Source organism: Curtobacterium luteum (assembly GCF_001475545.1).
Lineage (GTDB): Bacteria > Actinomycetota > Actinomycetes > Actinomycetales > Microbacteriaceae > Curtobacterium > Curtobacterium luteum_A.
This window is the reverse complement of sequence record NZ_LDQC01000071.1, coordinates 1-13263: the sequence shown is the minus strand read 5'-3', so window position 1 is coordinate 13263 and position 13263 is coordinate 1. Positions and strand designations below refer to the sequence as shown.

Below are 13263 nucleotides of genomic sequence, written 5' to 3'. Positions count from 1 at the left end.
TCGCGACGCGACCGGTCACGCGGTCGCGAGCACCTCGCGCTCCAGGCGCTGGTAGCTCGCCTCCATGCCATCGGTCATGCCGGTGGCGAGGATCGCGTCCCGCTGCTCGACGCTCGGGTAGGTGACGAGCAGGGTCAGGAGCGTCGCGCCGTCGACCTCGTCCAGCGTGAGGTCGTTCGTGTTCGGCGGGTAGGGCGCCCCGGTCATCGTCTCGGTGCTGACCAGTCGCCGCTCCGGCTGGACGACGGCGTTCTCGCCCTCGAACCCGAACGGCGCACCCTCGGTGTCCCCGACGGGCGCCCACGCCTGACGGTGGCGTCCGCCCGGCCGGAGGTCGTTCTCGCAGACGGTCATCTCCCAGCCGTCCGGGCCGAGCAGCCACCGGCGCATCAGGTCCGGCTCGGTGTGGGCTCGCCAGATCGCGTGCCGCGGCGCATCGAACGCGCGGGTGAACCGCACGTGGGTGTCGTCGAGGACGTCGGTGACGACGCCCTTGCCGAGCGCGTACTCCCGGAGGTCGGCCAGCACCCGGTCGAGTTGCCCGAACGCCTCGGTGTAGCCCTGCTCCATGCCCATCGCGAGCAGGGTCTCGAGGGCCGCGGCGTCCGGGAACGTCGTGGTGATCCGCACGCGCGAGCCGGTGTCCGTCGCCTCGAAGTCGAGGACGCTCGTGCTCGTGGGTTGCGACGGGTCGACCTGGCCGTCCTCGGTCGCGAACAGGTCGTCGAACGCGAGTCGGGTGGGTGCGTCCACCGCGACCACGAGCCAGACGGACCGGTAGGTCTCGCCGTCCGGCCCGGTCATGTCGTAGCGGGCACGGCCTCCGGGGCGGAGGTCGAACTCCGAGAAGGTCGCGGGGTAGCTCGGCGGCCCCCAGAAGCGTTCGAGCTGGCGGGGATCGGTGAACGCTCCCCAGAGCCGTTCGACCGGGACGGGGAAGTCCGCCACGAGGGTGGTGGTCAGGGCTTCCGGGTCGGTGTGGACACTGGTGACGGGCATGGTCGCTCCCTCGTCGGGTCGGTGGTCGTCGGGTCGGTGGTCGTCGTCTCGGTGGTGTCGGTGTTCTCGGTGGTGTTCGTCGGTGTTCGTCGTGTGTCGTCAGGGCTCGTCGTCGCCCGTGAGCAGGCTGTCGAGTCGGTCGATGCGGCCGCGCCAGAGCCGGCCGTACTCTTCGAGCAGCCCGCGCACGCGGTCGAGCTGCTCGGGATCGGCGCGCACGATGCGGGCGCGCCCGCGGGGTTCCTTGGTCACGAGTCCTGCTCCCTCGAGGACGGTGACGTGCTTCTGCACGGCGGCGAACGACATGGCGTAGGCCTCCGCGAGTCCGGAGACCGTGACGCCGTCGGCGAGGGTCCGCCGCACGATGTCGCGTCTCGTGGCGTCGGCGAGCGCGTGGAACACGCGGTCGACCTCGGCGTCGCTGAGTACTGTTCGCACAACCATTTGGTTGTACGTTACGCCCGGGTGGTGGGGCGCGCAAGAGGCGGGTCAGGTCGCTCCCGTCGGGCGCGCGACAGTGACAGGATGCCCGGTGCGTCGTTCCTTCCCATCACGCATGCGATGGAAGGACGGAACGGGCGTAGGTGGTCGTTCCTCCCGACCAGCTACGCCCGATTCGACCAGCTACGCCCGGTTCGACCAGCCACGCCGACCCCGGCCCCGCAGCCGCGGCCTCAGTACACGTCGCGCACGTACCGCTTCGCGCGCCGCAGGTCCGCCAGGTACGCGGCGGCGTCGTCCGCCCCGCGCCCGCGCTGCTCCGCGATCACGTCCAGCAACGCCTGCTCGACGTCCTTCGCCATCCGCGAGGCATCGCCGCACACGTACACGAACGCCCCGTCCTCGAGCCACCGGTACAGCTCAGCCGCCTGCTCCCGCATGCGCGTCTGCACGTAGACCTTCTCGGCCTGGTCGCGCGAGAACGCGAGGTCGAGCCGGGTGAGCACGCCCCGCTCCTGCAGATCGGTGAGCTCGTCCTCGTACACGAAGTCCGTGTCGCGGTGCTGGTCGCCGAAGAACAGCCAGTTGTGCCCGGTCGCCCCGGCAGCGGCCCGCTCGTGCAGGAACCCGCGGAACGGCGCGATGCCGGTACCCGGGCCGATCATGACGACCGGGGCATCGCCGTCGGCCGGCACCCCGAACGCGGCGTTCGGCTGGAGGTACACGTCGACCTCGCCGTCGGCCTGCACCCGGTCCGCCAGGTACGTCGAGGCGACACCGGCGTGGGAACGGTGGACGTCGCCGTAGCGGACGGACGCGACCGTCAGGTGGACCCGACCCGCGTGCGCGAGCGGGCTCGACGAGATCGAGTACTGCCGCGCCTGCAGCCCGCGGAGGTTCGGCAGGAGCTCCTCCATCGTCGGCGCGGCGCTCCCGGCATCGCGCAGGAGGTCGAGGACGTCGCGCCCCCAGAGCCAGCGGTCGAGCTCGTGCTTGTCGCCGTGCGACACGACGGCCGCCAGCTCCGATGCGGGCGCACGCTGCACGAGGTCGGCGACGAGGTCCTTCGACGGCGTGCGGATCTCGCGGTCGAGCCGCAGGACCTCGGCGAGCGGCCGTCCGTCGAACTCGGTGGAGCCGTCCGCGCCGAGGTGCCCGAGCAGCTGCTCTACGAGCGCGGGGTCGTTGTGCGGCATCACCGCGAGCGCGTCGCCGGCCGCGTACTCGATGCCCGAGTCGCCGAGGTCGAACTCGAAGTGACGGATCTCCTTCGCGCTGCGCGGCGAGGAGAGCAGCCGGTTCACGACGAGCGGCGCCCGGTAGGGGTTGCGCTTGTTCCACTGGGAGCCCGGCCTGGAGGCACGGCTCGACCCCGCCCCGCCGACTGCGGCGGGTGAGGTGGTCGCCCCGGCGGCGGGGCCGCTCGCCGCCGGCGTGGCCCCGGCCTCGGCGGCCAGACGGTCGAGGACCGCTGCGCTCCAGAGCGCCGCGGGGTCCTCGAAGTCGACGTCGCAGTCCACGCGGTCGTGGATGCGGGTCGCGCCGAGTTGCTCGAAGCGGGTGTCGAGGAGCTTGCCGGCCTGGCAGAACTCGTCGTAGCTCGTGTCGCCGAGACCGAGGACCGCGTACTGGAGACCCTCGAGCCGCGGGACGGTGGGCGCCTGGATCGCGTCCCAGAAGAGTCCGGCGTTGTCGGGCATCTCGCCCTCGCCGTACGTCGAGGTCACGACGAGGACGTGCGACATCCCGGCGAGCTGTTCCGGGGTCACGGCGTCGAGCGCGGTGGCCCGGCCGCCGAGCCCGCGGGCCTTCGCACCGGCGACGAGCTCGTCCGCGAGGAACTCCGCGTTGCCGGTCTGCGTGCCGAACAGCACGTCGATCGTGGTCGTCGGGGCACCGCCGGCAGCACGCTTGCCCGCGGCGGCGATGCCGGCGATGAACCCGGCGAGCCACGACTCCTGCGCGGCGGAGAACGGTGCGTCGACCGGGATCAGCTGTCCGGTCGGGGGGAGCGTGCTCATGCCGACACCGCCTCGGTCGGGGCCTGCGGCGCACGGCCGGCGATGTCCTCGAGCGCGGCGTTCGCGAGCAGCTCGTCGAAGCGGGCTGCCCGGACGCGTCCGGCGTTCTTGGCGTTCTGGTGCATGATCCACCCCGTGGTGCCCGGCATGTCGGTGCTGCGGTTGTTCCGCTGCGCGAGCGCACGCTTCGAGTCGTCGAGCCGCTTGACGGCGATCAGGGTCGCGAGCTCGTCGTCCGCGAACCGGTCGAACGTGCCGCGGAGGTACTTCACCACGCGCTGCTTGACCTGGAAGTCCTCGGTCAGGATGAGGTTCCGCACGGCCTCGGTCACGCGCGGGTCGCTCGTGCCGGCGCCCGGCACCCGCTCCTGCGCCACGTCCTGGGCGACGCCGAGCACGGTGTACGACGACAGCAGCGAGAACATGTCCTCGCCCTGGTCGCCGAGCGCGGGGGCGCGGCCGTCCAGGACGGTCCGCTGGTCGCGGTAGTCCACCTTGAATGCCCGCAGCTTGTCCGTCGCCACGGAGTTCGCCAGCTCGTCGAGGAGCTCGGGCCGGGTCGCGGCGGCGAGGATCTCGTCCGCGTCCTGGCTGAGGAGGAGCGCTCGGGGCATACCGACGTACACGTGCGTACGCGTGGTCTCCCAGTCGGCGAGCAGGCGCTGGGCGAGGGGTGAGCCGGTTGCCTCGAGGTGCCACTCGAGCAGGAGCTTCGCGGCGGCCTCGTGGAAGGCGCCCCGCTCCGTCTCGGTGACCGGGAACACGAGGAGCGAATCGGTGCTCGCACGCTCGGTGACCCCGCCCGACGGGTCGTACTGGTAGAGGAACCCACCGGACATGCCGTTGCCGAGGCCCTTGCCGTAGGCGCCGAGGTTGAACACGGCACCGCCGGTCATGTACTCGCAGCCGAAGTCGCCGACGCCCTCGACGACCGCGGTCGCGCCCGAGTTGCGCACGGCGAACCGGTCGCCGGCCTCACCTTCGACGAACGTGCGGCCGCCGGTGGCGCCGAACAGGGCGAAGTTGCCGACGAGGACGTTCCCGCCGCGCTCGACGCTGCCGCCACCGGGTGCCCGGACGACGATGCGGCCGCCGGACTGGCTCTTGCCGACGCCGTCGTTCGCGGTGCCGACGTGCTCGAGCGTCGTGCCGTCGTTGGTGAAGACGCCGTAGGACTGCCCGGCCGAGCCGCTCGTGCGGATCGTCAGGGCACCGTCGACGAGCCGTCGGCGACCGCGGTCGTCGGTGGTGATCGCGGGGTGCGCCGCGAGGTCGATGCCCCGCAGCTCGTGGTTGAGGATGCGCTCGAGGTCGATGCCGAGCTGGCCGCCGACGGACTTGTCGGCGTTGCCCAGCGCGATGCCGTCGACGGTCAGCGTGTGCTCGTGGCCGTCGATGAGCGCTGCGCGCACCTGCTCGATGAGGGCGTCGTCGGTCCGGAAGTCCTTCTCGAGGTACTCCGGGTCCGTGACGACCTTCTCCGGCACCTGCGCAAGCAGGTTCCGCACGTCGAGACGCCCGACGGACGCCGGGTGGTCGAGCAGCTGCAGCAGGTCCGTGCGCCCGCGGGCCTCGCGCAGGGAGCGCAGGCCGAGGCGCGCGAGGATCTGCCGGACGTCGTGCGCGATGTTGAGCAGGTACTGCGCGAGCGCTCGGGGGTCGCCCTCGAAGGCCTCGGCGTTCGTGGTCAGGCCCGCCGGGCACTTCACGTTGCAGTTCTTCGCCATCACGCAGCCGAGCATCATGAGCGCGGTCGTGCCGAACTCGAACGAGTCCCCGCCGAGCAGCGCGCTCGTGACGACGTCCGACCCGGTCTGGTGCGCACCGGAGCAGCGGAGCGTGACCTTCTGGCGCAGGCCGTTCGCGACGAGGGCCTGGTGCACCTCGGCCACACCGATCTCCGCGGAGCGTCCGGCGTACTTCAAGCTCGTGACGGCCGCGGCGCCGGTACCGCCGGTGTTCCCCGCGACGTTGATGACGTCCGCGCCGGCCTTCGCGACGCCCACCGCGATCGTGCCGATGCCCTCGGAGGACACGAGCTTCACGACCACGCGGACCCGGGCGGCCTTGCAGTCGTGGATGAGCTGCGCGAGGTCCTCGATCGAGTACGTGTCGTGGTGCGGCGGCGGCGAGATGAGCTCGACGCCGGGCGTCCCACCCCGGGCCGCGGCGATGTCCACCGTGACCTTGGGTGCGGGGAGCTGCCCACCCTCGCCGGGCTTCGCGCCCTGGCCGATCTTGATCTCGAGCTCTTCGAGCATCGGGTCGGCCAGGTAGCCCGCCCAGATGCCGAATCGACCCGAGGCGAACTGCTTGATGCGCGAGCCGCGGATCGTGCCGTAGCGGGAGTGGTGCTCGCCGCCCTCGCCCGAGTTCGACATGCCGCCGACCATGTTCGTGCCGTGCGCGACGGCCTCGTGCGCGGTGGCGACGAGCGCACCGTGGCTCATCGCACCGGACGCCAGGGTTCGGGTGATCTCGTGCGCCGGCTGGACCTCGGCCACGTCCACGCTCGCCGGTGCCTGCTGGAGCAGTCCGAGGAGGTCGGCGGCCGCGCCGGTGGCGCGGAGCGTCACCTGGTCGTCGGCGACGGAGTCGACGTCGACCGTGCCGGGGTGCAGGAGGGCGAGCCCGTCTGCGAGTGCCTGGTGGCGCAGTGCGCCCGTCGACCCGGTCGACGTGAGCTGCAGGCGGAAGCGGGTCGTGCCTCCCGGGAGTCCCTCGGCGTCGTCACGCGAACCGGCGATCCCGCGCACCGTGATGCTGGCGTTCCCGCGCGTCGCGAAGCGGCCGAGCTCGCGGGCGAAGTCCTCTGCCTCGTCGATGCCCGTGACGTCCGCGGGCAGCGCGAGCACGTCGCGGAGCGCAGCGGGGCGGCGGGACCGCTCGTCGTGCGTGGTCTGCAGGAACGACACGTAGCCGGGAGTGACCCGGTGCGCGTCGATCTCGGCGTCGCTCAGCCGGTCGTAGCCGGTGTTCCGGTAGGCCGCGTCGGTGATGCCGAACGAGTCGTCGAGCTGCCGCAGGGTGAGCAGTCGCAGCGCGTCGGAGTCGCCGGAGCGCTCGAACGCCGGGCGCTCCTCGGTCATGCCGCCGAAGCCGCGGACGCTCGCGACGCCGAACGAGTGGCCGGCACCGTCCGAGCGCTCCTTGAAGAGGCCGAGCAGGGGCACCTGGCCCTCGGTCGCGACGCTCCGGGCTCGCTCGTGCCAGTCCGTGGCGGCCTGCGCGATGCGGGCGAAGCCGACGCCGCCGACCGGGGCCTCCATGTGCGGGAAGACCCGGGCGAACAGGTCGTCACCCGTGTCGAGGTAGTTCGGCTCGAAGAACTCGCCGCCGATGTAGCTCTCGGCGGTGCACAGGCCCACCCGGCCCATGGTCTTCGCGAGGGCCTTCTCGGCGGCCTTCCGGAACCGCTTGAGGGCGAGGTCGGTCGCGGTGTACTCGCCGGCCGGAGCGGCCTCGGCGGGGTACTTCTCCTCCGCACGGAGGCGAGCGGAGAGGCTGTACACAGCCGAGGCCCCGAAGCCCAGGGCCGTCGCCACGTGGTGTGACGATGGCAGCTGACCGGATTCGGCGACGATCGAGACGCGCAGCCGCAGCCCGGTCTCGATGAGTCGCTGGTTGACGGCGGCCACGGCGAGGATCACGGGGAGGGCAGCGTGCGTCGAGGACACACTGCGGTCGGTCAGGACCGCGATGCCACCCGAGCGCTCGGCGAACGCGGCCACGGCGTCCGCGAGCTGCTCCGTCGCGGTGCGCACCGCGTCCGCGTTCGCCTGCTCGTCGCCGAGGACCGGCACGTAGAGCATGTCGAAGCGCTCGAGTGGCACGATGTCCTGGTCGCGCAGGCGCACCATGTCGAGGTGCCCGAGCACGGGGGACTGCACGACCAGTTGCCGGCTCTGGGTGCCGTCGCCGCTGCCCGTCCCGTCCGGCTTGCTGCCGAGGGCGACGCGCATCGACATGCCGTCGGCTTCGCGGATCGAGTCGAGCGGCGGGTTCGTCACCTGGGCGAAGCGCTGCGAGAAGTACTTCGCCATGCCGCCCTCGGTGTCGCTCAGCGCGTTGATGGCGTTGCCGTAGCCCATCGCCGAGATCCGCTCCGATCCGTTGGCGAGCATCGGGTCGAGCATGAACCGGAAGCTCTCCTGGTTCAGCGAGTACGCCACGTAGCGGCCCGCGAGCGAGAGGTCGCCGTCGTAGCCGAGGGTGGTCGTCCCGCGCCGGTAGTCCGGCACCGGCAGGTCGTCGAGGTTCACCCGCGCGGCCTCGAGCAGGGTGCCGTAGTCACGCCGCCCGGCGAGCATCCGGAGCACCTCGTCCGAGCGCATGAGCGACCCGGTGCGGTGGTCGACGACGAGCATGCCGCCCGCCTCGATCCGGCCCCGGTGCACGACGCCCTCGGGCTCGAAGCTCACCTGCCCGGCCTCCGACGCCACCATCAGGTACTCGTCGGTCTGGACGGTGCGCAGCGGACGGAGGCCGAGTCGGTCGAGCCGGGCGCCCACCACGTCGCCGTCGCTGAAGATCACGGCGGCCGGGCCGTCGTTCTTCTCCTCGTACAGCGAGAAGTACTCGAGCATGTCCCGCACGTCGGACGACAACGTCCGGTCGTTCTCCCACGCCGGCGGCATGAGCGACGCGACGGCCTCGACGATGTCCAGGCCGTCGTCGAACACGCGGCTCTGCAGGGTCTGGTCGAGCCGGCTCGAGTCCGACTGCCCCGGCGGACGCACGATGCTCCGGGTGCGGGCCCGCGCGAGTGCCTCGTCCGACAGGCGGTTCTTCCGGTCGGTGTTCAGCTCGCCGTTGTGCGCCATGAGCCGGAACGGCTGCGCCATCGTCGGGTGCGGCTCGGTGTTCGTGGAGAACCGCGTGTGGAAGTAGAGCGTCCGCACCGAGTGTCGCGGGTCCGTGAGATCGCGGAAGTACGAGATGACCTCGCCCGAGTTCAGCCTTCCCTTGAGGACCTGCGTCCGGGCGCTGAGCGACAGCGGGTACAGGGCTGCGTGCGGAGCGTGCGCCCCCGCGGCCTGCGTGTACGACACCCGCTCGACGGCCAGGAGCGCCCGGTTCGCCGCCGCGTCGACCTCCGTGCGCTCCCACGACGAGGGCGCACGGAAGACCCACTGCACGATCGGCAGCTGGTACTGCTCGGCCTCGGGGCGAGCGACCGAGTGGTCGACCGGGACGTCGCGGACGAGCAGGAGCTCGAAGCCCTCGTGCTCGATCGCGTCCGTCACGACCTGCTGGGCGGCGGCCCGCTCGGCGGCGCCGGTCGGCGTGGTGTCGCTCGGCACGAAGCAGTTCGCGACGCCGAAGTGCCCGGCGCGCAGGGCTTCGCCGGTGATGGCGCTGAAGAACTCCACCGACAGGTCGATGCTCACCCCGGCGCCGTCGCCCACGCCCTCGGCGGACTTGCCACCGCGGTGCGGGATCGAGCAGAGCGCTTCGTCGCCCTTGCGGATGACGTCGTGGGTCGGCGTCCCGTCGAGACGGGTGATGAAGCCGACCCCGCAGTCGCTCGATTCGCGGGCAGGGTCGTACAGACCGAAGGAGGAGTGGTTCACGTGCGGGTCCAGTGGAGCGTGTGCCGACAGGCAGCGGACGGCCGCGCTGCATCCTCGGAGCGCTCGCCGCGGGCAGGCCGTCGGGTGGTGACGGGCGGGCCCTGTGGGGTTGTGGTGCGGTGCAGTGATGCTACGGGTTGGTATACCGCCGACGCAACAGACCGGCCGGACGGGAGGCGCGGTGCGGGTCCCACGGGTGCGTCCGGCCCGGCGTGCGGGCGCGCTGGAGCGCGGGGCGCGCCGGCGCGGGAGGCGCGGGAGGCGCGCGGTTGCGCGGGGCACGCGGGGCGCGGTGCGGGCGCGGTGACGCGGTGTGGCGCGCGGTGCGGCTCGCGGTGACGCGGTGCGTCTCGCGGTGACGCGGTGCGTCTCGCGTTCGCACAACCAAAGTCACCTCGAACCGCGGATGCCCGTGGTGCGAGGTGCATTTGGTTGTGCGGAGAACGCCGCGCCATTCACGCCGCGCGGCGCCCCTCGACCGGCAGCGGCTCGGTGTCTGCGGCAGTGCTCGCGTCCGCCGCCGGGGTGGTGCCGGGTCGGATGAGCTCGGGGCGCCGCCGGGAGCGGAACACCCACGCCTTGAACAGCACGAACCGCACGAGCGTCGCGACGAGGTTCGCCCCGGTCAGGACGACGATCTCCGTCCCGTGTGTGGCGCCGGGGGTCGTCGCGTGCAGGACGACGAGCGACCCGGCGGTGATCGCCCACGCGATGCCGAACACCACGAGCCCCTGCACCTGGTGCATCCCTGCACCGGCACGGCCCCGCACCCCGAACGTGAAGCGCCGGTTCAGGGCGGTGTTGCCGATCGCGGTGAGGAGCAGCGCGAGGAAGTCCGCCGTCTGCGCCCCGATGGCCGGCCGGAACAGTGCGTAGAGCACCGCGAACGCGACCGTCGACAGGACGCCGATCGCGCCGAAGCGCAGCACCTGTCCGAGGATCCCGACGTGCGGCGGGGTGAACGGCCGGCGGCCGATCGCGTCGTAGACCGATGCGATCGGGATCCGCCCGGTCGCGAGGCCTCGCGACACGCGCCACATCCCCTTGAGGTCCTCGGTCGCCGTCGACGCGATGTGCACCGAGGAGTTGACGTCGTCGACCCAGTCGACCGGCACCTCGTGCACGCGGAGGCCCGCGTGCTCGGCCAGCACGAGCAGCTCGGTGTCGAAGAACCACGCATCGTCCTCGCAGAGCGGCAGCAGGTGCTGCGCGGCCTCGCGGGTGACGGCCTTGAACCCGCACTGGGCGTCCGAGAAGTCGACCCCCATCGTCGTGCGGAGCAGCAGGTTGTACGAGCGGGAGATGAACTCGCGCTTCCCGCCCCGGACCACTCGGGACGACCCCGCGAGCCGTGTGCCGATCGCCAGGTCCGAGTGTCCGGAGAGCAACGGAGCGACGAGCGGCTCGAGGGCGGCCAGGTCGGTCGAGAGGTCCTCGTCGACGTACACGAGCACGTGCGCCTCGGACGCGCCCCACACTGCCTTCAGTGCCCGGCCGCGGCCCTTCAGGGGGAGGTGCACCGCGCGCACCTCGGGGAGCATCGCGGCGAGGTCGTCGGCGATGCGGGCGGTGTCGTCCGTCGAGGCGTTGTCCGCGATGGTGATCCGCCACGAGTGCTGCAGCGAGGTCCGGCAGAACGTGTGGAGTCGTCGGACGTGTGCGGCGAGCGTGTCCTGCTCGTTGTAGCAGGGGACGACGATGTCGATGTCGAGGGGCTGGTTCGTCTCCGTCATGCCGATCAGACTCGGCACCGGGGTCATGCACACCGCAGCAGGACGCTGTGGTCCTGGTAAGAGCGAACTCCGGGTGAACGACCGGACACGACAGGTGTCGTCCGGATACGGTCGACGCACGATGACGACCGAGCGCGACGACGCCCAGCGACCGGCCTCACTGCTGCCCGGCGAGCGGCTGGGGCTGGCGCTCGACGAGCGGTGTGCCGAGTTCGAGGCGCTCCTGCTCGAACCGCCGCTGCACGGGATCCGACGCACCGGGCACGACTGGCTCCGCGAGCGGTACGCCGAGATCGTGCCCATCGTGCTGCCGGCGGCGCTGCGTTCCGTCGAGCGAGGCGAGCCGGTCGACCCGGCCTGCCTCGCTCGTCTCCGAGCGGTCGCAGCTGACTGCGCGGAGGACCCACGCGTGGACTTCTCGGTCGTCGTGCGCGGTGCCCTGCCGGCGATCCGGGTCTTCGCGCTCGTGATGCACACCGCCGCCCGCGATCACACCGGCTCGGTCGACCGTGCCACCCGCACGATGCTCGCGATGAGCCGCGCGTCACTGGTCGCCCACGAACTCGGCTCGTGCTGGGCGGAAGCCTGGTCCGAGGAGCGGCGGCGCGGCACCGCGACCAGTGCACCACCGGTCGACCTCGGTGCGATCGACCTCATCGCACGAGCACCGGGACTCGACGAGTTCGAGGAGCGGATGCTCGCGCTCGCAGCTCAGGGACGCTCGAACGACGAGATCGCCAGCGAGACCTCGTACAGCCGCCAGGCCGTCGCGTGGCACCTCGGCAGGCTCATGCGGACTTGGAGGGCCCCGAACCGGACCGCCCTCGTGTCGATCGCGTTCGTCAAGGGCTGGATCCGCGCACGGGCGCACGGCACCGGCGGCCCGCTCGAACTCGGCGCGGGCACGGACGACGACGCCCCCTGAGACCGGACGGTCCCAGGGGGCGTGCAGGAGTCGGAGGCTCAGCCGCCGTTGACGTGGATGACGTTGTCGATGCGCTCGATGTTCCCGAACGCACCCCAGTTCAGCCAGCCGCCGTCACCGTTGTTGGTGATCGTCCCGGGCCCCTTGAACCAATAGATGACGTAGTTCCCGCCCTTGATGTCGATCGACTGCGCGTCCGCCACGTCGCCCTGGACCGAGATGTCCTGGTTCTTGTTCACGACGGCCACCGTGAGGCGATCGGGGTTGCCGGCGTTCCAGTAGCCGACGTCGAGTGCCGCCTGGACGGCGCCGCCGCGGTCGCTCTGGTCGTTGACCGCGTCGGCGATCGCGTTGACGATGGCGACCGGGTCGAGGTTGACGCTCACGCCGCCGCCGATGTCCGCGGTCGAGGAGCTCGGTGCCGGCTCCGCTGCCTGCGCGGGGGCGGCGACGAGGGCGCCTGCGATGGCGGCGCCGGTGATGGCGGTGCCGGTGGCGAACGTGAGGGACTTGCGCTTGAACGAGTTCATGATCGTGCTTCCCATCTCTGCAGTGGTGGCCCCGTCGGGGCCGTCTTGCTCGGACAGGAACCAGCCTGCGTCCGTGTCGACCGGTGTGCACGCGATCGGGCACGTTGTTGGACGATCGTCTGACGTCCGGTCGTCCCCCGCGCCGAGGTGGCACGATCCGCCCTCGATCCGTCGGAGGCGAGGTGCTCCTCAGCCGGTGGGGCCCAGGGCCACCTGCACGACCGCGATGACCACGAGGACCGCGATCGGCACCCCGGCGATCCACAACCCGGCGCGGAGCTGCGTCCGTCGGATCGTCGGGGCCGCGTGCGAGGTCTGGGCGAACCGCGTCGCGGCGACGAGCTCCGGTGCTGCCGCGGGTGGCTCGGGCTCCGGTTGGGGGCGGTCGTCCTCGAACGCCGGGACCTCCACGACGAGGTCCTCCGAACGCGGGCTCTGCGGGAGTCGTGAGTAGTCGTTCGGCATGGTTCCCCCGTTCGTTGCCTGCAGCGTACTCGAACGGGTCAGGGTGACGCGGGCAGCTCGACGGTGAACGCCGTGCGGCCCGGCTCGGACACGACGCGGACCGTCCCCTCGTGCGCGGCGGCGACGGCCTGCACGATCGCCAGACCGAGGCCGCTCGTCCCGTGCTCCCGTGATCGTGAGGCCTCGCCACGCGTGAACCGGTCGAACAGTGTCGGCAGGAGCGACGCGTCGATCGGGGGTCCGTCGTTCGCGACGACGAGTCGAACGGCCGGCCGAGGTGCACCCGGCACACGGCGCAGGGACACCACGACGGCAGACCCGTCCGGCGTGTGCTGGCCGGCGTTCGAGAGCAGGTTCCGCACGAGCCGGCGGAGCTGTGCCGCGTCGCCGACGACGGTCACGGGGTCGTCGTCGACCTCGAGGGTCCAGCGGTGCCCCGAGCTCGTCGTGCGGACGTCCATCGTCGCTTCGACCACGATCGAGGTCAGGTCGACCGCGTCGACGGCGAGCGGTGGGGCGCCGGCGAGCGCGCGGGCATCGAGGCGGGCGAGCAGCAGCAGCTCCTCGACGAGGTCG

The 13263-nt window shown here is 71.9% G+C and carries 9 protein-coding genes; 1 reads left to right on the top strand and 8 read right to left on the bottom strand.

Annotated features, from left to right (window positions below):
- Positions 1-15: 15 nt before the first annotated feature.
- The 5 genes from NS184_RS12550 to NS184_RS12530 all read right to left on the bottom strand — a co-directional run bounded on the left by NS184_RS12550 (position 16) and on the right by NS184_RS12530 (position 10767).
- Positions 16-999: an SRPBCC family protein gene (locus tag NS184_RS12550; protein WP_058726451.1), complete on the bottom strand. Its 984-nt coding sequence runs from the start codon at positions 997-999 to the stop codon at positions 16-18.
- A 99-nt stretch (positions 1000-1098) separates the two neighbouring features.
- Positions 1099-1443 carry an ArsR/SmtB family transcription factor gene (locus NS184_RS12545; protein ID WP_058726450.1) on the bottom strand — a complete coding sequence of 115 codons (345 nt, stop codon included), beginning with the start codon at positions 1441-1443 and terminating at the stop codon, positions 1099-1101.
- 230 nt (positions 1444-1673) lie between these two features.
- Entirely contained in the window at positions 1674-3461 is a 1788-nt protein-coding gene (locus NS184_RS12540) for a sulfite reductase subunit alpha (protein WP_058726449.1), read from the bottom strand.
- Complete coding sequence (locus tag NS184_RS12535) at positions 3458-9034, bottom strand: glutamate synthase-related protein (RefSeq protein ID WP_083513677.1); 5577 nt, start codon at positions 9032-9034, stop codon at positions 3458-3460. The genes NS184_RS12540 and NS184_RS12535 overlap by 4 nt, the downstream gene beginning before the upstream one ends.
- Before the next feature lie 455 nt (positions 9035-9489).
- Positions 9490-10767: a bifunctional glycosyltransferase family 2/GtrA family protein gene (locus NS184_RS12530; protein ID WP_206556286.1), complete on the bottom strand. Its 1278-nt coding sequence runs from the start codon at positions 10765-10767 to the stop codon at positions 9490-9492.
- Positions 10768-10888: 121 nt separating this feature from the next.
- On the opposite strand from NS184_RS12530, the gene NS184_RS12525 reads away from it, so the two are divergent.
- Positions 10889-11692: a helix-turn-helix transcriptional regulator gene (locus tag NS184_RS12525; protein WP_193750466.1), complete on the top strand. Its 804-nt coding sequence runs from the start codon at positions 10889-10891 to the stop codon at positions 11690-11692.
- A 38-nt stretch (positions 11693-11730) separates the two neighbouring features.
- Here the strand turns inward: NS184_RS12525 and NS184_RS12520 are convergent, their stop codons facing one another.
- From NS184_RS12520 to NS184_RS12510, 3 genes are all read right to left on the bottom strand, one after another.
- Positions 11731-12237 (bottom strand): hypothetical protein, encoded by a 507-nt coding sequence (locus tag NS184_RS12520; RefSeq protein WP_152998206.1) that lies wholly within the window; start codon positions 12235-12237, stop codon positions 11731-11733.
- A 174-nt stretch (positions 12238-12411) separates the two neighbouring features.
- Positions 12412-12687 (bottom strand): hypothetical protein, encoded by a 276-nt coding sequence (locus NS184_RS12515; protein ID WP_058726447.1) that lies wholly within the window; start codon positions 12685-12687, stop codon positions 12412-12414.
- 38 nt (positions 12688-12725) lie between these two features.
- On the bottom strand, positions 12726-13263 hold a 538-nt coding region (locus NS184_RS12510; protein ID WP_242863047.1), incomplete at its 5' end, for a sensor histidine kinase.